Raw genomic sequence first — 19,838 nt, 5'->3', positions numbered from 1 at the left:
TGACGAAATAGATAATGGCTAAGAATTGATTATTTCAGACACCAACAATCAACGATGACCTAACTTCAGTTTTTGTCGAATCCGGCTCAACGCCACCGGTGTAATACCAATGTAAGAGGCGATCTGTTGCTGTGGAATAGAATCCTTTAACTCAGGATACGCGGTACAAAAATCTAGATAACGCCGCTCTGCGGAGTGCTTTACAAAAGCATTCTCGCGCTCTTCTTTCGTCATAAAAATACGCTCTAAAAACTTAGCGTAACACTCTAAAAAGCCAATATCATGACGCATTTGGGCATAAAAAGCCTGCCAAGGATAAGAAGACATCATGCAATCCTCCAAGGCTTGAATACCAAACAAAACACGTGTTTCGGTCACCATCGCCTTGGTCGAGCCAATGATCCTCGGGGCTCTTCGCAAAAGTTTGTGTGAACTCCTTCCCCTCATCGGAAACACTCACATAACGCACTAGTCCAGAATGCAAAAAGTACAAACGATTTGCGGTATCGCCTTGTTTAAAAAGGTAATCACCTTTGCGAATCACATGCACATCCATTGGCACCGTCAGTCTTTGCCAATCAATATCGTAGCCAAATTCGTTAAAATACGCTTCGAAACTATTTTGCAGTTGAGTTCGATCCATGGACGATTTTTACCTTACTTACATTACCATCAATAAGAAACAATGCGATGCCTAACAATACAATGCCAGAAGCAAAAGGCCAATCGACCAAGCTTAACAACCGTGATTGCGTTAACCCGGTAAATAACGCAACCCAAACCGGTATGGTATAAGATATCGCCAGCAAGCGACTTGCCCCCACCGTCATCACCAAACGTTGCTGCAATACAAAGGTAAATAAGGTGGTAAATACCGTCAGATACAAGATATTCACCCAAAAACCTTGCAACGCCCATTGCACTTGATCCAGCTCTCCCCAAATCAACGCGATAGGCAGCAGCCAAAGTGTTCCAAACAGCATAATCATAAAAGCCCCAGACAAGGCACCTAACGAACGCCCCCATTTCTGTACCGACACCACGTGCAAGGCCAATAAAAAGCACGATCCAAGAAAAATATAATCCCCCGAATGCCACTGAAATCCGTCGTTGCCCTGAATAGGAAAGTCTTGTGTAGAAAAGCCTTGAGTAGAAAAGCCTTGTGTTGAAAACAGCACCGTCATCGCCCCGACAGAGCCAAGAACAAAGCCAACCACTCGCCATAAAGGCGCGACTTCTTTAAGCCACACCCTCGTTATCATCACACCAATTAAGGGAACCAAGGTGTACAAAACAGAGGTATTCAACGGCGTTGTCGACTGCAAGGCGACAAACAATCCGATAAAAAACCCCACCAGGGCACCACTTATCACCACATAATGACAAAGCCGACGACGGGAAGCGAATAACGCCTTAAACTGCTCGGTTTTATTCAGCTTAGCTCGCTGCCAACTGAACAATAGCGCTGGCAACATAATGAGCATCGCCAATAAGAAACGAAACGCCGACGTAGCAATCGGGCTAGCGTATGCCACCATATGACCCGAGACGATAAAAGAAGACGCCATCAACCAAGCCCATAATAACAAAGTAAAAAACGAACTCATGACCTCGCCCCGACTTCATCCATTGTCAACATAGGCGCCACAAAACGGATAAAGAGATGCTCAACCACAGCAGCTTCAAGGGCAATACCAAATTCAGAGTTCAAAATATTTCCGAGTAATTCAGGGCTTTCAATCAACTGCTTATGCTCGCCTTGTCGGTCTCTCCTAGTAAACTCAGCATTCACCAAGGCAACCGTCTGATCTTTCTTTTTCAAGGTCACCATAAGATTTTTTGAAAACACCGCCTGCGGATGTTTATGAGAATAAAAATGCCCAAGCGCACAATCCGCATCCGTGTAAGCCGCATTATCAAAACGATAAAGGGTAAAATAATCTTCCCCTTTCATAACCTGCAAATCGTATTCACCCTTGCCTTTTGCCAACAAACGATAGCCATCTAAACCAGCCATTTGCTTCGTATTGCTATCTAACCGCAATGGCGCAATCGGTCCATTACCACCAAAACCAGTATCGACTAAATAACTGACGCCTTCTAAAGTTAACAAAGTCACTCGATGGGTTCGGCCCGCTTCACGCTCGAAGTTATTATTCAGTACTCTTGCCAACTTAAGCTGCACGTCATAACCCAAGGCTTTTAAAAGCTCAAACGTTAACTTGTTATGCTCAAAGCAATAGCCTCCGAGACCACGAGTCACTATTTTCTGACTGATCGCTTCAAGCTCCAACGAAATCTCTTCACCCAACACCACCGCCAAACTATTAAAGCTATAACGCGCCACATGGGCCGACTGCAACGTCTGAACAAACTCAATATTCAATGGCTCAGGTACGACCAAACCTAGGTCAGATAGATAATTTTGTAGACTGGATGATAACGACATACTGCGCTCCCTAATGCTCAATCAATACGGAATACCGTTAAGCTTACAGGAGTGCAGAAGAGAAGGAATTAACCTAGGTTAATAAGTCATTGTTATTTTCTAATCGCTCCCCACCTCTTTCTCGAACCATTCCACATCCCAGTATTGTCCAAATTTTCGGCCTACTTCTAGGTAAACACCGACGGATTCAAAGCCGAACTTTTCGTAGATAATACGGGAGGCCTCATTGGGTAAGGTGATGCCAGCATAGGCGCGGTGCACGTCTTCAGTTTCCAGTTGCTCAAACAATTCAAGGTACAAGGCGGTTCCCAAGCCTCGGCCTTTTGTCTCGGGTTTTAGATAAATACTGACTTCCACCGAGGTTTCATAAGCGCGTTTGGGTTTGAACGGTCCACTACAAGCGTAACCAAGAATGTTGCCGTCTTGTTCCGCTACCAATAAACGATGTCGGCCTGTGGTCGCAAATTGTGCGAACCAAACCGCTCGACCTTCTAATGTGTAAGGCTCTATATCAAACGTTGCTGGCGTGTTTACTATGTAGTGGTTATAAAGATCCGTTAATGCGGGTAAGTCGCCAATCACGGCTGGACGAATTTGAACGCTCATTTTATCTCCCAATGGCAATAATCTAAGGCTGAAGCGATGCCCTATTTTTACCACGCTTCACATTGCTGTAATAGACAATTTGTGGTGGTACAGCGTTTAACTGCCTAGCTTGTTTATATCGTGATAAAAAAGATCGATACACACCGTATTTAAAATACACAATGTCTGCGTCCATCGTCGGGCCTTGGTAGTCGACTTTTTGCTCGCCGTTTACCCAAACTTGGAACACACCAGAATCGTCTTTTTCCCAACGAGCATGCACTTCGATTTTATGCCACCGACCTCGAAGGTCAGCCTCATTAATCAGCTCGTAGTTTTTCTTAGTTCCAGAAATATGATCGTCTAGGTGATAACCGCCACGGCCATTTTGAAACATCCAGATAGGATGAGAATTGGCTTGATGAAATTGCCCTAAAGCTGTTTTGGTGGGATACACATTAGGAAAGTCTTCTGGAAAGTAAATCGACCAACCGTACCAAGCGTCACTGCCTGCAGGTGTTGTTTTCTTTTGCTCGGATAACTCACTGCGTTCGCGATCTTGCTCGCAATCGTTCCAGCCTTTATTCCAGTAGCAGTCTCCTGGATGCACCTCGAATTTCTCGATTAGTTTGGTTGGTGCACTGTTAATGATGGCAGTCCGAGTAACGTCCTCAATAACTTGATAACCATAGCTCGTATTATTTAACGAACGCATAAAAGGACCAAAATCCCCATGATCCATTGTGTTCTGTACAGCATCGGCTTGAACGCAAAAACTGAACAGAGCAGACAATAACAACACCCAGTATCGAGTCACCGTTCGCTCCAATTATGACGTTTCACTCAACTGATCATACATCAAAATGATGTATTCGGCGTTATTGCACTCTGCATCAATCCCCTCGAAAAACACGCCTTACAACCAGTAAAGCGTGTAACAGGATCAAATCCATTCAGGAAAAGGGTTTGTCCAAGTCTTCCAAACGCTGGCACCTAGTGCCATTTCGTCATCAGTTAATAAGCAGGCATCTAGGTTGGCTCGCAGGGCGGATTCGTCCATGTCCATACCGATTAAAACCAGCTCTTGGCGCGCATCGCCCACCTTGTCATGCCATTTTTCATGGATCCACTCGACCGACTCTTCATCTTGTGGCCACTGGGCTTTGGGAATAGACACCCACCAATATCCGGCAGGGCCGTGCCTTGCCGCCGCGCCTGCTTGCGACCAATTACCCGCTTTCGTGGGATCACATGCTAACCAAAAATAGCCTTTGGAACGCACCACACCGGGCCAATCCTGATTCACAAGCTGGTAAAAACGACTCGGATGAAAGGGTCTACGAGCGCTGTAGACAAAACTACTGATGCCATATTCCTCGGTTTCTGGCACATGGGTTCCGCGAATTTCTTGCAGCCAAGCGGGCGCTAAAGACGCTTGTTCAAAATCAAACAAACCTGTATTTAAAACACGATCTAATGGCACCTTACCAAATTGAGCCATCTCAATTTTCGCCCTTGGATTCAAGCTACGCAGCATGGCAATCAATCGATCTCGATCTTCTTCCGTCACCAAGTCCACTTTGTTAATGACCATCACATCGCAAAACTCAATTTGCTCAATCAATAGATCCACCACGGTGCGGTCGTCTTCTTCGCCTAACGACTCGCCGCGCGTTTGCAAATCGTCGTGCGAACTGTAATCACGCAAGAAATTAAACGCGTCGACCACAGTGACCATGGTATCGAGTTGCGCCACTTCATTAAGGCAGCGGCCATCTTCGCCTTCAAAGGTAAAGGTTTCCGCAACAGGCAATGGCTCTGAAATACCTGTCGATTCGATCACTAGCTGATCAAATTTTCTCTCTTTAGCTAAGCGTTCCACTTCAATCAGCAAGTCTTCTCGTAACGTGCAGCAAATACAGCCGTTGCTCATTTCGACCATTTTTTCATCCGTACGAGAAAGCTCTGCCCCGCCCTCTCGGATCAACGCCGCATCGATATTGACCTCACTCATATCATTCACAATCACCGCAACACGTCGACCTTCGCGATTATTCAAAATATGGTTTAACAAGGTGGTTTTACCTGCCCCCAGAAAACCTGATAACACAGTGACGGGAAGCTTTTTGCTCGGTGGATTATTCATTAGCTGTTCATTCATATAATGCCCTACATGATGAGGAGTCGTTGACTGGTCTGACACTAACGCTATTTCAAAGCGTTCATTACAACAGATAAAATATGTTATAACATAACAATACAATCTAAAACAAATATCTCGATAATTTGGTAAACTAGCTCACAAGAAAAAGGCAATCTATTGCTAGACTGCCTTTGGTTTTTTCTTACTGTGAGTGTAAAAACACCCTTCGCAATTATTGACCGCCTGAGACGGCAAAGCCGCTAAAGCCACCCATTGGTAAGTCGGCCATTAAGGTTGCCGCGCCTGTCGTCAGATCTATAGCATAAAGCCCAGCTTTTGATGCCCCTTCAAGCTGTAATATGGCATAAGCGGCGTCAGAACCTTCTTCGGCAGAAACAATATCGAAGCCACCCATGGATGAGAGGTCAACGGCCTTACCATTGATGTTGATCTTAGCCACGGTTTTTAGTTCGCCTGTATTATTCGCAAGGCTGACCAATGAGTCTGTTTTACTGTCTAACGCAAACTGAAAAGTGCTCGACGCTTTTGCACCGACAATGGCGTTAGTGTACGCGTTCGCAAAAATTTCAGGCGTCATGCCTTCGTTGCTGTCGCCTTGTACATAGAATGTGGAGGTAAATTTTAATACGGAATTAGCACGCTTATCTTCATTACCAAAACCGATTGGGAAATACACCAAATTTGTACCGTCAGAACCCACCATACGAACAGCATCAATGGCGTTATTAAAGTCCATCGCGGTGGCTGACGCATTCTTGGATATCATGGCGCCATTTGTGAAGGCCGCACCAAGATCGGTTAGCTTGCCCGTCTTAGTATCCACAGCATAAACCGCGCCGTTGGAATAGCCCAACAGCTCACCAGTGACGGGGCGATAAGCCACGGCGTCCAGCTTATTGCTTAACATAAAGGAGTCCATTTTAGCGGGAGACGCGATAGATTCCATTGTGATCAAGGTCGTTCCGTTGTTAGCAAGCGCGTATCCAGCAATATGGCTATCTTGGTCCGGTGTTCCGTAAAAGCCAGTTGAACAAGCAGAAACAGCGAAAGCAGTCGTGGCAGCAATAATCGTCTTTTTCATCATAATCATCCTATATGAGTTGTATTAGTAAACTAGGTGTCACCCAATTGGGCGGCTCATACAGAGATACTCATCTTGTAAAAAAAGGTTTCAGATAAACGATATTTTTTTGAAAAATAATTTTTTGGATGATGGAAAGGCAAGGATTAACGACGTCCACTCGTAACGAATCGGCTTACATTGCTTGTAATCTCTGTTAATTACGGCTCGATATTGTCGTTTCATATTCAAACAAGTACGATGGAAATACCGTAGTAGTTGCCTCGATCGTAACACCTCTTTTGTCTAAATATGTACGTTTTATATTCAAACCAGCTATACCTGAGTCTGTTTTTAATACTTTAGCAAGATCATCACCGATAATCTGTGCAGAGATCTTTTGCCGAACTTCCACTGGCTCTAGTTGATGGGTTGTTTTCAACCAAGAAATGATGGTGCTCCCCAAGTTATCCAGCTGATCTAAGCTTGAGGCGTATTTAGCATCGATCCAAACAACGATAGAGCACAGAGGAATCTCGGCATTGGCTGATTTTCCAAAACGGACACCCTTGAATTCACTTAATTTGGATCCCACATTAAAACCCGTTTTTGCTGATAACTCTGCATCTACAAACACTGTTTTTACAGAAGTAAAACTCACTCGAACTTGGTTCGCATGTTCGATCAGCTCATCGATAGTAGACCAGGTACTGTTAAATCTTACCGGTCGGTCCGCCAACACCACACTGCCTTTACCTTGTTGGCGCTCAATCTTACCCACTTCCTCAAGTTGCTTGAGGGCGTTTCTCGCCGTAAATCGGCTAATACTAAATTCTTCACACAAAGCAGCTTCCGTAGGTAATAAATTCCCTACTTGATAAAGCCCCATCTGAATCCTCTGCTCGAGAATATTGGCTACTTCGACGTACCTTGCAATCTTGCTCATTTATCACCTTTGGCAACTGTTCTCAAAACAATGCTAGCGGATCCACTGCATTCCGAAAAGAAATTTGTATGGACAATCCAATAAAAGCACTCTATATTGTCCATACAACACAAATTTGTACGGACAAATAGGTGTTGTCGCTCTCTTTCAATAACAATAAATGTAACTGGAGCCTATCCATGAAAGACCGTTTACGTATGACTAAGAAAATTGGCATTATCGCATCCCTTACCAGCATTCTTTTAGCAACATCTGCCACAGCAAGTGACTTCCCATCCAGCATGAAATTAGGCACGGCCTCCCAAGGCGGCACGTATTTCATCTACGGCAGCGGCGTTGCCAAGCTCATTCAAGAGAAGCTGAATATTTCTACCAGTGCAGAAGTTTCTGGTGGCCCCATTCAAAACCTAGCACTAGTGGAAGCTGGACAAATAGACCTAGGACTCACTAGTACAGGGCCTGCACAACAGAGTGTTGAAGGTAAAAACCCACTAATGCCTGGCAGTCAGCTTCCCAACTTAAGGGTGCTTTTCCCGATGTATCAGTCTGCATTTCAAATGGCATCACTCACCTCTTCAGGCATATCAACTTTAGAACAGCTAAACGGCCGAACCATGGGCGTTGGACCCAAAGCAGGCACCACTGCCACCTACTTACCCTCCATTTTGCAAGAGGTAGGCATTAACGTCACACCACGCTTTGGTGGCGCGGGCGATCAGGCTGGGCAACTTCAAGATGGCATGATTGATTCGTTAGGCCTGGCGGCGGGTATTCCTGTCACAGCCTTCACACAGGTTGAAGCTCAAAATGCCATCACACCGTTAGGTTTTAGCGACGCACAAGTAAAATCACTTACGGACGCCTTTCCTTCCTTATCACCCATGACCATCAAAGCCGGTACTTATAAAGGACAGGGCCAAGATATCCAAACGGTTTCAATGTGGAACTTTGTTGTGGCCAACAAGCAGATGTCAAATGACCTAGCTTATGCCATCACCAAGACTATTTTAGAAAGTAATGACGAGATGATGCAGGTTCACAGAGCCGCCGCAGAATCACTGGCTAAAAATATGCTGTTTAACGGCGTGCTGCCAATTCACCCAGGCGCAGCTAAGTACTACCGAGAAATCGGCGTCGATGTATGTTGTGAAGTTGAGTAGCGAGTAAGTCATCATGTCTCAACCACTTTCAAATCAAGCAGCAGAATCTGTCAACCTGGATTCTGCTAGCACTTCAGATGAGCGCGTTAGTGCGCCCATTTGGGTGATCGCCGCCTGCGCTGGCTATGTATTTATTCAGCTACTGGTACTCAATTTTTATCCTGTGGATGCTTGGATCCAAAGAATACTGCACCTGTTAGCTGGCCTTGGTATCGGTGCATTTTTATTTCATAGCGAAACACAGGCACCTGCCAGCCGTTTACGTAAATGGCTTGCTCTGCTCAGCCTAGCTCTGTCTGGCTGCGCACTGGCCAGCTACCTCGTTTTAGATCGAAACCTGTTTAATGCATCAGAGTTGAACCTATTTACTGGGTTTTACTTAGCCGCGCTGATCTGCACGCTGGTGTCTGGCTGGCGCAGCACTCATTCCAACACAGACCTTGCCAATGCCTTTAGCTTCGCCGTCTTAGCGGGTGTCACCGCAAGCTACTTAGTGGAGTTCTTGGATCTGTTGCAATTCCGAGCTGGTGCCTTTCCAACTACGTCGGATGCGGTCATTTCTATCGGTGCTATGGCGCTGTTACTTGAAATGACGCGCCGTACCACCGGTCTGGCGATGGTTATTATTGCAGCGGTATTTGTCTTGTATGCCTTCGTGGTCCTTGGATGCCAGGCATATTGCATCACGATGGTTACGACTTGGCTCGCCTTACCACCTACTTGATGACCGATAACGGTATCCTAGGGCCAACCTTAGGTGTGTCAGCGACCTATTTGATTCTTTTCATTGTTTTTGCCGCCTTTTTGCAAGCCTCTGGGGCCGGTGACTACTTTGTCAAACTCGCCTTTGCCGTAGCCGGCCATAAGAAAGGTGGCCCGGCGAAAGTAGCGGTGATTGCATCAGGTTTAATGGGCACCATCAATGGCTCCTCAGCGGGTAACGTTGTCTCGACTGGCGCCTTTACTATTCCGCTAATGAAAAAAGTGGGCTACCAACCCAAAGTAGCAGGAGCAATCGAAGCGGCGGCGTCTTCTGGTGGGCAAATTCTTCCTCCTATTATGGGGGCTGGTGCTTTTATCATGGCCGATGTGACAGGGATTCCTTATACCGACATTGTGCTAGCTGCGACCATCCCTGGCATTCTATATTTCTTATCGGTCTTTTTTATGGTCGATTTTGAAGCCTCAAAATTAGGCATGAAGGGCTTAAGTAAGGATGAACTCCCCAATAAAGCGCTACTGCTGCGCCAACTTTACTTATTTTCGCCCATTATCATCTTGATCGTCTGTTTAGTACTGGGTTACTCAGTCATACGTGCCGGAACCCTCTCAGGTATCTCCGTCATCGTTGTGAGTTGGCTGGGGACTAATAAAATGGGCCTTGGACGTATTTTTCATGCATTGGCATTGGCTGGCAAAATGGCGATACCACTTTTGTCCGTGTGTGCAACCGCCGGCATCATAGTTGGCATTATTAGCCTTACTGGCGTGGGCTTACGCTTCTCTACTATTTTGTTAGCGGTAGCCGATAACAGTACGATTTTGGCATTGATCTTTGCCATGTTGATTTCTGTGGTACTCGGCATGGGCATGCCCACTACGGCGGCTTATGCCGTGGCAGCAGCCGTGGTCGCACCTGGACTTGTTCAGTTGGGGCTTGAGCCGTTAGTAGCGCATTTCTTTGTGTTCTTCTTCGCGGTGATGTCGGCCATTACCCCTCCGGTTGCCTTGGCCGCGTTTGCTGGTGCCGCGATCGCAGGTTCTAACTCCATGCAGACGGGCGTGCAATCTTTCAAAATCGGTATTTCCGCTTTTATTGTGCCGTTTATTTTCTGCTTTAACCCAGCGCTTCTGATGCAAGGCAGTGTCCTTGAAATTGCCATGGCAACGGTAACCGCTGTGTTTGGCATTTATCTACTCAGTGCGGCGGTGCAAGGCTGGTTTATTAGCAAGGTGGGGCTGCCTGTTAGAGCACTACTCATGCTGGCGGCATTACTCAGTATTGCCGGTGGCTGGCAAACAGACCTAGCGGGGATTGCCCTTTTCACCCTACTCATCTTTTTTCAAAAGTATCAGTCTCGTAAAAACGAGCTTAAAGCAAAGGTACAATAAAAATGTCTTCTTCAATTATTGACTCAAAACTGTTCGCGCCACTGTTCTTGTCTGATGCCATGAACGCCGTGTTTTCTGATAAAGCGCGTGTGCAAAGCTATGTTGATGTGGAAGCCGCCCTCGCTCGGGCACAGGCTTCCGTGGGGATGATTCCCCAAGCCGCCGCAGATGCCATCAACCGTACAGCTGAGACCGTATCATTAGATATGGTGCAACTTGCCATTGATACCGGCAATGTCGGCTACCCCATCTTAGGTTTGGTAAGACAATTAAGCGGCGCAGCAGGTGACGCTGGGCGTTTTGTGCACTGGGGAGCCACCACTCAAGACATCATGGATACCGGCTCCGTTTTGCAAATCCGTAACGGTATTCAACTGATTGAGCAAGAGCCTCACACGAACCCTAAAGGCTTTAAGCAAGCTAGCCGAGACCTACAAAAACACGGTGATGGCTGGACGAACCCATATGCAACATGCGCTGCCGATCACCTTTGGCTATAAAGCAGCCATTTGGCTTGATTCTTTAATACGCTGCCAAGCTCGTTTACAGGAAATGAAAGCGAGAGTGTTGGTTGCGCAGCTTGGCGGCGCATCGGGCACACTAGCATCCATGGGCAAAGGCGCGGAAAAAGTGACCGAGCAATTAGCAAAAGAACTTGATTTGCAGTGTCCAACGGCACCTTGGCATGCCACCCGAGATAACTTTGCTGAAATCGCAACGACATTGGCAATACTGTCTGGCTCTTTGGCTAAAGTTGCCTTTGATATCATGATCATGTCGATGACTGAGTTAGGAGAAGTAAGTGAACCATTCGTGAAAGACCGCGGCGCTTCCTCGACCATGCCACAGAAACGCAACCCTATTTCCTGTGAGGTCATCCGAGGTTGTCATAAAGCTATCGTGGGAAATACGAGCTTGTTACTTGGCGCTCAAGAGTCTGATTTGGAACGTGCAACGGGACCTTGGCATGCTGAATGGATCGCCTTGCCGCAAGTATTTGTGTTAACACACTGCGCGCTCTCGCAAGCCTCGTTCCTATTAGAAGGCTTGGAAGTTCACCCTCAGCGAATGCTGGACAATCTTTACTCAACCAATGGCTTAATCATGGCAGAGTCCGCCATGATGACGTTGGCTCCATATTTAGGCCGACAAGAAGCACACGACGTTGTCTATGATGCCTGTCGTATTGCAGAACAAGGGTCACAAGACTTAGCGCAAGTATTAGCTAATGACCCAAGAGTGACGCAACATTTAACAGAAACCGCTGTGATTGAAGCCCTCAAACCGGAGAACTACTTAGGATTAGCCACCTACTATGTGGAGCAAATCTTAAGCCGTTTCAAATAAGCAACTTATCGAGCAGCAAAGCCACACTGGAAGCCAGTGTGGCTTATTGAGCGCAGTCTAAGATTGCGCTTTTTTATGGCAGAACCTTACTTAGCAAACAGTTGGCCCATATCTTAAAAGGCTTTGAACTCTAATGCGTTGCCACATGGGTCGAGCAAGAACATGGTCGCTTGTTCACCGACTTGGCCTTTAAAACGGATGTAAGGCTCGATCATACATTTCGTATCGAATGGTTGTAAGCACTCTGCTAAGGTGCATGAGATTAAGTTATCGGCAAGAGGCAATCTGACCGACTCAAGCTAGTCGTCCCTGAATAATGGCGTTTCAAGCAAGAAGCGCCATTCTATTTTTGGGTCTTTCAAGTGGAAAAGTTATTTTCAGCCATAATCGTCTTAAAAATGCTCCAAAATATGGGGCACAACAAAGCCACTTCAGTAGCTTACGTAGGTTCTGACCACAGGCACTTAAGATCACGTTGATCGCATCGCCTAGCACACCTTTTAAGAAGCATAGTCTGAGTTTTCCATCGGATTTGAGATGCCCTATGATGGGTTCTACGCTGTTTCGTCTTCCCATCCAGCGCTTCTCTTTCTTGGGGACTCCGCGTTTTTGACCTGCAATCAAGACGCTAATGTCTTCCACGCCAGACCCTTTATACCCTCTGTCAACAAAACAGCTGTCCGGTTTCGTGCCTGTCAGGGTTTCTACTTGTTGCAGTTGATCTTTTAACGTATGGCCATCATACGGATTGCCAGGATAGCTTCTTGCGCCCACGATGAAGGATTCTTTCGCGGTAACGGCTACACTGGCTTTTACGCCAAATTCGTAGCGTTTATGCGCTTTGCCTTTAGATATACAGTCCACATTGGGTTCATGTAGGCTGTACAGTTTATTCTTGCTCTGGCGAGTTTGTTTTAGTAATCGATAAGCTTGGTTGAGTATATCTTCCTGTTTTTGGGTGAGCGTTAATCCTTGTCGCTTTACTTGCCGATCTATGTCACGCAATACTCGCCCTAAGAAGCCTTTGACTTGCTTAATCGCTTTTCTCATCCGCTTATATTGTTTGGCGTGGCCATAGCGTCCAATTTTTGGCATTAACTCATGGCAGACTTTGTCGTAGGTTTGTCTTAACGTGATATTTTGTTCTTTGGCTACCTGCGTGAGCTGTTGTCGAGCCTTGTTGTAGAGCTTGGCATCTGTTGGGAAGGTGATGTTTTTTTCTTGTACCGTGGTGTCTACTACGACTCGTTTTAAGCTCGCTGGTTTGATAACTTTTAGTTTTAGCCCTGCTTGTATCGTCTGGGTAAGCAGCCATTCGCAGCCTTCTTCTCCTAACCGTTTTCGCCATTTAACAAGACTCGTTGGATGGCACGGGAAGTCGTGTTGGAAAAAGGTTTCGCCACAAAAATATTGGTAATAAGGCGATTCAAGCCATTGCTCTAATACCATTTCGTCAGACAAGTTATGCAAGTGTTGCAAATACAGTAACCCCGTCATAAGGCGCGTTGGCAACGCGGCTGCACCAACCGTTGAGAAGTGTGCCCCCAATTCGTTATCCAACAGGTTCCAATCAATGATCTTAGCCAGTCGAACTAAAGGATGATTGGGATTAATGATGTCTACGAGCTGAGGTTGGAACAAATCTTTTTGCGGCATGGTCTTTCTCTGACGAGGCTTCATAAAACTCACCCATTCTGCAACTTTTTAGGTCTAAAGGCGTATTTATCGTAAGGTTTAAGCATTAACTATCTTATAAAAACCTATTAGATTCAATAGGTTGAGAGTTTTTCAGGGGCGACAAGCTAACTTTGCTTCTTTTATGAGCCAGCTTTCCTTCGCCGATACCAAATTAACGAGCAAATGTAGTAAAGCCCGCAAAGAGCTTTTCCTTGGTCGGATGAATGAGCTGATCCCATGGCAGTAGCTTGAAGCTCAAATTGAACTGTTCTATCCAAAAACTGGCAATGGTCGGCGTCCATACCCTCTCGCTACCATGCTACGCATTCATTTTATGCAGAACTGGTACAGCACAAGTGATCCAGCGATGGAAGATACATTCTACGAGATTACCTCAATGCAATTGTTTTCTGGCCTGTCTCTAAACGGCACGATCCCAGACCATACAACCATAATGAATTTCCGCCATTTGCTTGAGAAGCACAAGCTTGGGCGCAAGCTCTTTAAAGAAGTGAACAAATGACTGTCTGACTCAGGGATTTACTTTAAGGAAGGCACCATTGTTGATGCGACGATTATCGAAGCCGCGAGCCTCAACCAAAAATAAAGCCAAGTCACGAGACCCTGAAATGCATCAGACTAAGAAAGGCAATCAACGATTCTTCGAGAACAAAGCACATATTAGCGTGGACGCGAAACGCGGTCTGGTGCACAGCTTTAAGGTATTAGGGCCAGATGAAAAGAAAGTTTAATTTTCATCTTCCCCTAATTGTTAACCTATCCCACACCTTGCTAAACACATCATTTCCTAGAATTTCTTCAACTTGGCCCAATCTGAGTTCAGAAAGACGACGTTTCGCCTCATTTGCCTATTGTTTGTCTATCTCTGACTCTGGCTGATTTAAACTGCGAAGCAGTGAGTCCAAAACAATGGCACGCTCTTCTACCGGCAGTGATACTGCCTCTTCGATTAGTTGCTTTGTATTCATTTCGCCACCTTTATATTTGCAGTGATATAAATGTAGCTGAACATTTTGATAATGCGCACGAGCATCCTCATCATATAAAAACAACCTTCGCTCAAAAAGCATTTTTCTACGAATGCCCTCCCTATACCACTTTTAAAAAACTAAATTTATTGTTTCTCTCAACCACTCAACCCCGTGAGTGTTTTTGAGGGCGTTTCACCAAACAATTGTTTGTAGTCTTTAGCAAACTGGCTTAAGTGCCAAAATCCCCATTGGGCGGCGATGTCGCTGACCGATTGCCCTTTTTCGGCTTGAACTAGTGAACGACGCACGCCGTTTAATCGACTGATGCGCAGGTATTGAATCGGGCTGATTCCGAGGATGCTTTCAAAGCTGTATTGTAAGGTTCGACGGCTGACGTTGGTCACTTCACACAGTTGTGTCACGGTGACCGGTTCATCAAGGTGGTGGTCTAAAAACTGACGAGCACAGTCGACGACTTTTTTACGGTGATAATAGCTTTGTGTTTTGGCAGGCTGCGGCGTTTCTTCTTTGAGTACTTCCAGCAGTGCCATCATCACGATGTCTTGCTGCAAGCGCGGCGGTGTTGTTTTGTTTTTCATAGAGAGCAAACGCGCGAGCACAAAGCGCACTTCCTCCAAGGTTTTATCGGGTACACCAAGGCGACCATATTCGGTGAGCCTCTTTCCAATTTAGGTCGACACCATGAATCGATGCCATTTTGATCAGCTTCAGACGATCCACGACCAAGCCGTATAAATCGTAATCCTGTGGCGTAGAAAGTTGAAAATCACAGCTGCCGGGCCGACACATGATGGTATTGCCTTTAATGGTTAAGCCATTAATGCGACTCTCTTCTTGTCCTGCGAGGGGAATACCGAGCCAGACCGAGTTCGGCCACACTACGCATTTTTGTTGCAAGGCTTGGCTAGTGTGCTCACAAAACACCTGCAAACCATCAAACGGCAATTCGACGATCCGCCCATAAAAAACACCTCGGCTAGTTTGATCGTACTCTTGTTGCCAGCCTGTCAGGTTGCTGGCATGCAAATCCGCATCATAAGCTTCTGACACACAGACAGAATTGCTCTTTTTTGGTGCATTCATCGCCAAATTCAACATATTCACACCCACTGTTGTCTTTTTTCTCACAAAATACGCAAGATATAAAACACAAACCATTGAAAAATATAGAATTTATTATTTTTGCCATTATTCGATAACGTCAGTTTATGGATTTCCGTACTGTTAACTCATGTGATTTATCAAACCATGGACTCGAAACATAGACTCAGATAAAGACTGCAAAATGTATGCCTTTTAGCCTGACTCTGTCTTTTTAACCAATACCGGACCAAAAGCGTGAGCAAACATAATGAATAATCCACATTCCGCTTTTCAATCTCGCCACTTTCAGTTTACAAACACAGTTGGCGGGCGCACCTTTGGCTTTGACGATCTTGCCGACTTAATGGCCAAAGCCACCCTGGCTCGTTCCGGTGATCGCTTAGCAGGCGTTGCCGCTGAAAGCGCTGAAGAACGCGCCATCGCGCAGATGACACTGGCCGATGTACCACTAAAAGTTTTCCTTGAACAAGCTCTCGTTCCCTACGAAGAAGACGAAATTACCCGACTAATATTAGACGATCATGACAAAAACGCCTTTTCTTTGATTTCACACCTGACCGTGGGGGGCTTTCGTGATTGGTTACTGAGCGATTTAGCCACCAGCGAGGTACTGACGACCATTCGCCCAGGTGTGACACCGGAAATGGCGGCGGCGGTTAGTAAGATTATGCGCAACCAGGATTTGATCTTGGTCGCAAAAAAATGCCATGTAAAAACCGCGTTTCGCAACACCATTGGCTTGCCGGGGCATTTGTCGACGCGCTTACAACCAAATCATCCAACGGACGATTTAACGGGTATCGCCGCCAGTATATTAGACGGTTTGCTGTACGCTTGCGGTGATGCCGTTATAGGCATCAACCCTGCTACAGACAACGTGCAGCAAGCCACACGCTTGATCAAGATGATGGACGAAGTGATCCAGCATTATGAGATTCCCACTCAGTCTTGTGTGCTCACGCACGTGACCAACACCATCGAATGCATTGAACAAGGCGCACCCGTGGATTTGGTGTTCCAGTCCATTGGTGGCACTCAAGCGACCAACGATAGCTTTGGTTTTAACCTCGCCACACTGGCCGAAGCCCAAGCGGCCGCTTTGTCACTCAATCGTGGCACAGTGGGCAACAACGTCATGTACTTTGAAACGGGCCAAGGCAGTGCGCTGTCGGCGAATGCCAACCATGGATTAGACCAGCAAACCTGCGAGGCACGCGCTTATGCGGTAGCACGTAAATTCAATCCGCTATTGGTTAACACCGTGGTCGGTTTTATCGGCCCAGAATATTTGTACGATGGCAAAGAAATTACCCGTGCAGGGTTGGAAGATCACTTCTGCGGCAAGCTACTTGGTTTACCTATGGGCTGCGACGTCTGTTACACCAATCACGCCGAAGCAGACCAGAACGACATGGATAATTTACTGACACTGTTAGGTGTCGCGGGTTGTACCTTTGTGATGGGCATCCCAGGTTCCGACGACATCATGCTGAACTACCAGACAACGTCTTTTCACGATGCGTTATATGCTCGCAGAGTGTTAGGGTTAAAACCTGCGCCGGAGTTTGATGCTTGGCTTGCGAAGATGGAAATCTTCAAAAATAACGAGCAATTCACCCTCAACCACAAGCTACCTGATGCGTTCCATAAATCACTCAATCGTATGATTGGAGGTCGCTCATGAGCCAAGACATCCCTAAATCCGACATACCTAAACCTGATAAGTCTTTCCCAACACACCCACACACGCCTCTTATAACGGAAAAGGAAGAACCCGTTACGGAAAACGCGTGGAGAAAACTCAATGCCTTTACGGACGCGCGCGTTGGCTTGGGGCGGGCCGGTGTCAGTGTACCCACCAAACATTTACTCGCATTTCAGCTCGCCCATGCTCAGGCTATTGATGCGGTGCACACGCAACTCGACACCGATGCTTTGTCGAAGGCTCTGATGGAACAAGACTGGGCAAAAAATTGGACAAAAAACTGTGCCCCCTACTCTTGCACAGTCGCGCGACGGACCGCGCAACCTATTTACAGCGTCCAGATTATGGTCGCAGATTGGATGACGAATCCGCCCACCAACTAGACGAACACCGAGATTCCACTTCACAACATTACGACCTCGCCATTGTGGTGGTCGATGGTTTGTCATCGCTGGCAGTTGAACAAAATACCTTGCCGTTTTTACAAGCGCTTTCTGACCATATCAACGGCTGGAACCTCGCCCCTATCTGTTTTGTGAAACAAGGCCGCGTTGCCATTGGCGACGATGTGTGTGAACGCCTCAACGCCAAATGCGTCTTGGTATTAATCGGCGAACGTCCGGGGTTGAGCCTCCCCGATAGCTTAGGCTTGTATCTGACTTGGGGCGGTAAAGTGGGGTATACCGATGCTTATCGCAACTGTATTTCCAACGTGCGTCCGGCCGGCTTGGTCTACCAAGAAGCGGCGCGCAAAGCCTTTTATTTATTAAACGAAGCACGAACCCTGAAACTGTCTGGCGTCAAACTCAAAGACAGATCCGACGATGATTTAATTGTAGACACCTCCAAGGAGTCAAAAAACTTCCTCATCTCCTAATACGAGGAAAAAGATAAGTGAAAAAAGATAAGTGAAAAAACAAAACGCACGAAGACGCACAAACAGAAAAGCAAGAAAACTATAAGCCCACTGGGCAAAAAATGACGGTTAAAAACTCAACCTATAGAGCACAACTGGAACAAAAGGAAACTAAAATGTCTGATCAAATTAACAAAGAATATCTGGCAAAACGCCAGCTAAAACGAGGCTCCGCGGGCTGGATTCTACTCGCGGGCTTGGGCGTATCTTATGTCATATCCGGTGACTTCGCGGGCTGGAACTTTGGTATTGCCGAAGCGGGCTGGGGCGGTTTTGCTATCGCGGCGGCGCTTATGGCGGTGATGTATTTCACCTTGGTTTTATCCTTGGCAGAAATGTCCGCGGCGATCCCTGCGGCGGGTGGCGGTTATAGTTTTGCGCGTCAAGCCATGGGACCAACGGGCGGTTATTTAACTGGCCTAGCGGTGTTAATTGAATACGCTTTGGCGCCTGCCGCCATTGTGATTTTTATCGGTTCTGCGGTAGAAGCCTTGTTGGGCTTTAATGGACCTTGGGTCTACGCCGCGTTTTATCTGGTCTTTATCGGCATTCACCTAGCCGGTGCGGGCGAAGCGCTCAAAGTCATGATGGTGATCAGTGGTTTGGCTGTGATTGCGATCCTAGCGACAGCGGTTGCACTGATTGGCGATTTTGATAGTAGCCGTTTATTTGATGTGGCCGTAACTGATGCGGCTGGCGCGTCTGAGTTTATGCCAATGGGTTGGTATGGTATTTGGGCAGCGTTGCCATTCGGCATGTGGTTATTCTTGGCGGTTGAAGGTGTACCTCTGGCAGCAGAAGAAGCCAAAGATCCAGCGAAGGACGTGCCTAAAGGCATTATCGGCGCGATGATCTTTTTACTTTTCACGGCACTTTTGGTGGTGTTTTTATTAGCCGGTGCCGCTGGTGCAGATGCGATGGGTAAGAGCGCGGTGCCTTTGGTTGATGCCTTAAACTTTGCAGGACACAGCTCTTTAGCAACGGCAGTAAACGTTCTAGGCCTTGCTGGTTTGATCGCGTCTTTCTTCTCTATCATCTACGGTTACAGCCGCTTGGTCTTTGCCTTGTCTCGTGCAGGTTACATTCCACAAAGCTTGTCTGTTACCGATAAACGTAAAGTCCCTGCACGTGCTTTGATCGTACCGGGTATTTTGGGCTTCCTAGCTTCTTTGACTGGCGAAGGCGATCTTATGCTTGCCATGGCTGTGGTTGGCGCGACGGTGTCTTATGCTTTGATGGCACTAAGCCACATTTTGCTTCGCATCAGACAGCCAAACATGGAACGTCCTTATAAAACACCTGGCGGTATCGTTACCTCATCCATCGCCTTTGTTTTGTCACTGTTAGCGCTGACTGGCGTTTACGCTTACGATCCACGTGCGTTTTTCTACACGCTAGTCTTATTCGCCATCGGCGCCGCTTACTACTTCTTGTATAGCAAAAACTGCCTTGTGGCGAAAACACCAGAAGAAGAGTTCGACATGCTGGCGGCAGCGGAAGCCGATCTTGCTGCAACGGCTTAACAAGCCTTTTCACTGAGTAAATAAAGAAGCCCCGCATTGCTATGCGGGGCTTCTTTATTTAAGTGTCTAATGATCCA

The 19,838-nt window shown here is 46.7% G+C and carries 21 protein-coding genes and 2 pseudogenes; 10 read left to right on the top strand and 13 right to left on the bottom strand.

All coding sequences use genetic code 11. The annotated features are described in order from the left end of the window. Nucleotides 1–48: 48 nt before the first annotated feature. From AC0L6V_RS19825 to AC0L6V_RS19785, 9 genes are all read right to left on the bottom strand, one after another. Nucleotides 49–330 carry a Crp/Fnr family transcriptional regulator gene (locus tag AC0L6V_RS19825; RefSeq protein ID WP_265220062.1) on the bottom strand — a complete coding sequence of 94 codons (282 nt, stop codon included), beginning with the start codon at nt 328–330 and terminating at the stop codon, nt 49–51. After that, nucleotides 281–643: a Crp/Fnr family transcriptional regulator gene (locus AC0L6V_RS19820; RefSeq protein WP_418138536.1), complete on the bottom strand. Its 363-nt coding sequence runs from the start codon at nt 641–643 to the stop codon at nt 281–283. Before AC0L6V_RS19820 ends, AC0L6V_RS19825 begins: the two co-directional genes overlap by 50 nt. Next, entirely contained in the window at nt 618–1,607 is a 990-nt protein-coding gene (locus AC0L6V_RS19815) for a DMT family transporter (RefSeq protein ID WP_265220060.1), read from the bottom strand. Before AC0L6V_RS19815 ends, AC0L6V_RS19820 begins: the two co-directional genes overlap by 26 nt. Continuing rightward, a complete protein-coding gene (locus AC0L6V_RS19810; RefSeq protein WP_409418964.1) occupies nt 1,604–2,449 on the bottom strand; it encodes an arylamine N-acetyltransferase family protein in 846 nt (281 codons plus the stop codon). Before AC0L6V_RS19810 ends, AC0L6V_RS19815 begins: the two co-directional genes overlap by 4 nt. A gap of 99 nt (nt 2,450–2,548) precedes the next feature. Next, nucleotides 2,549–3,055 carry a GNAT family N-acetyltransferase gene (locus tag AC0L6V_RS19805; RefSeq protein ID WP_265220057.1) on the bottom strand — a complete coding sequence of 169 codons (507 nt, stop codon included), beginning with the start codon at nt 3,053–3,055 and terminating at the stop codon, nt 2,549–2,551. Between the two features lie 22 nt (nt 3,056–3,077). Further along, entirely contained in the window at nt 3,078–3,851 is a 774-nt protein-coding gene (locus AC0L6V_RS19800) for a polysaccharide lyase family 20 protein (protein WP_265220056.1), read from the bottom strand. Between the two features lie 126 nt (nt 3,852–3,977). Beyond that, nucleotides 3,978–5,195, bottom strand: coding sequence for a zinc metallochaperone GTPase ZigA (gene zigA / locus AC0L6V_RS19795; RefSeq protein WP_265220055.1), 1,218 nt, complete (start codon nt 5,193–5,195; stop codon nt 3,978–3,980). 214 nt (nt 5,196–5,409) lie between these two features. Next, nucleotides 5,410–6,282, bottom strand: a complete 873-nt coding sequence (locus tag AC0L6V_RS19790; RefSeq protein ID WP_265220054.1) for a DUF4394 domain-containing protein — start codon at nt 6,280–6,282, stop codon at nt 5,410–5,412. 193 nt (nt 6,283–6,475) lie between these two features. After that, nucleotides 6,476–7,204 (bottom strand): GntR family transcriptional regulator, encoded by a 729-nt coding sequence (locus tag AC0L6V_RS19785; RefSeq protein WP_409418962.1) that lies wholly within the window; start codon nt 7,202–7,204, stop codon nt 6,476–6,478. A gap of 179 nt (nt 7,205–7,383) precedes the next feature. On the opposite strand from AC0L6V_RS19785, the gene AC0L6V_RS19780 reads away from it, so the two are divergent. Genes AC0L6V_RS19780 through AC0L6V_RS19760 form a run of 5 tightly spaced genes read left to right on the top strand, consistent with a single transcriptional unit; the run spans nt 7,384 to nt 11,823 of the window. Continuing rightward, on the top strand, nt 7,384–8,364 hold the full coding sequence (locus tag AC0L6V_RS19780; RefSeq protein ID WP_265220053.1) for a TAXI family TRAP transporter solute-binding subunit: 981 nt from the start codon (nt 7,384–7,386) through the stop codon (nt 8,362–8,364). Between the two features lie 13 nt (nt 8,365–8,377). Further along, nucleotides 8,378–9,088 (top strand): hypothetical protein, encoded by a 711-nt coding sequence (locus AC0L6V_RS19775; protein WP_418138535.1) that lies wholly within the window; start codon nt 8,378–8,380, stop codon nt 9,086–9,088. After that, entirely contained in the window at nt 9,031–10,476 is a 1,446-nt protein-coding gene (locus tag AC0L6V_RS19770) for a TRAP transporter permease (protein WP_265220051.1), read from the top strand. The genes AC0L6V_RS19775 and AC0L6V_RS19770 overlap by 58 nt, the downstream gene beginning before the upstream one ends. Before the next feature lie 2 nt (nt 10,477–10,478). Then, nucleotides 10,479–10,976 carry a lyase family protein gene (locus AC0L6V_RS19765; RefSeq protein WP_418138534.1) on the top strand — a complete coding sequence of 166 codons (498 nt, stop codon included), beginning with the start codon at nt 10,479–10,481 and terminating at the stop codon, nt 10,974–10,976. Continuing rightward, nucleotides 10,921–11,823 carry a class-II fumarase/aspartase family protein gene (locus tag AC0L6V_RS19760; RefSeq protein WP_418138533.1) on the top strand — a complete coding sequence of 301 codons (903 nt, stop codon included), beginning with the start codon at nt 10,921–10,923 and terminating at the stop codon, nt 11,821–11,823. Before AC0L6V_RS19765 ends, AC0L6V_RS19760 begins: the two co-directional genes overlap by 56 nt. A 113-nt stretch (nt 11,824–11,936) precedes the next feature. Here AC0L6V_RS19760 and AC0L6V_RS19755 read toward each other — a convergent pair. Together AC0L6V_RS19755 and AC0L6V_RS19750 are read right to left on the bottom strand one after the other, a co-directional pair. Further along, a pseudogene (locus tag AC0L6V_RS19755) lies at nt 11,937–12,041 on the bottom strand (VOC family protein); the annotation flags it as partial. Nucleotides 12,042–12,147: 106 nt separating this feature from the next. Beyond that, complete coding sequence (locus AC0L6V_RS19750) at nt 12,148–13,503, bottom strand: IS5 family transposase (protein ID WP_265220049.1); 1,356 nt, start codon at nt 13,501–13,503, stop codon at nt 12,148–12,150. Nucleotides 13,504–13,642: 139 nt separating this feature from the next. Between AC0L6V_RS19750 and AC0L6V_RS19745 the strand changes: the two are divergent. Then, nucleotides 13,643–14,240 (top strand): annotated as a pseudogene (locus AC0L6V_RS19745) (IS5 family transposase); the annotation flags it as partial. A gap of 407 nt (nt 14,241–14,647) precedes the next feature. Here the strand turns inward: AC0L6V_RS19745 and AC0L6V_RS19740 are convergent. Next, a complete protein-coding gene (locus AC0L6V_RS19740; protein ID WP_321160365.1) occupies nt 14,648–15,112 on the bottom strand; it encodes a helix-turn-helix domain-containing protein in 465 nt (154 codons plus the stop codon). A 22-nt stretch (nt 15,113–15,134) separates the two neighbouring features. Next, on the bottom strand, nt 15,135–15,611 hold the full coding sequence (locus AC0L6V_RS19735) for a hypothetical protein (protein ID WP_418138532.1): 477 nt from the start codon (nt 15,609–15,611) through the stop codon (nt 15,135–15,137). Nucleotides 15,612–15,864: 253 nt separating this feature from the next. On the opposite strand from AC0L6V_RS19735, the gene AC0L6V_RS19730 reads away from it, so the two are divergent. From AC0L6V_RS19730 to eat, 4 genes are all read left to right on the top strand, one after another. Then, nucleotides 15,865–17,301: an ethanolamine ammonia-lyase subunit EutB gene (locus AC0L6V_RS19730; protein ID WP_418138531.1), complete on the top strand. Its 1,437-nt coding sequence runs from the start codon at nt 15,865–15,867 to the stop codon at nt 17,299–17,301. Then, nucleotides 17,298–17,705, top strand: a complete 408-nt coding sequence (locus AC0L6V_RS19725; RefSeq protein ID WP_321160363.1) for an ethanolamine ammonia-lyase light chain EutC — start codon at nt 17,298–17,300, stop codon at nt 17,703–17,705. The genes AC0L6V_RS19730 and AC0L6V_RS19725 overlap by 4 nt, the downstream gene beginning before the upstream one ends. Next, complete coding sequence (gene eutC, locus AC0L6V_RS19720; RefSeq protein ID WP_418138530.1) at nt 17,591–18,199, top strand: ethanolamine ammonia-lyase subunit EutC; 609 nt, start codon at nt 17,591–17,593, stop codon at nt 18,197–18,199. The genes AC0L6V_RS19725 and eutC overlap by 115 nt, the downstream gene beginning before the upstream one ends. A 155-nt stretch (nt 18,200–18,354) precedes the next feature. Continuing rightward, nucleotides 18,355–19,761, top strand: coding sequence for an ethanolamine permease (eat, locus tag AC0L6V_RS19715; RefSeq protein ID WP_265220048.1), 1,407 nt, complete (start codon nt 18,355–18,357; stop codon nt 19,759–19,761). Nucleotides 19,762–19,838: the final 77 nt, after the last annotated feature.

It is taken from the genome of Marinomonas sp. G8-14, assembly GCF_055808935.1.
Note: the sequence above shows the minus strand (reverse complement) of the source record. Positions and strands in the feature narration are given on the sequence as shown.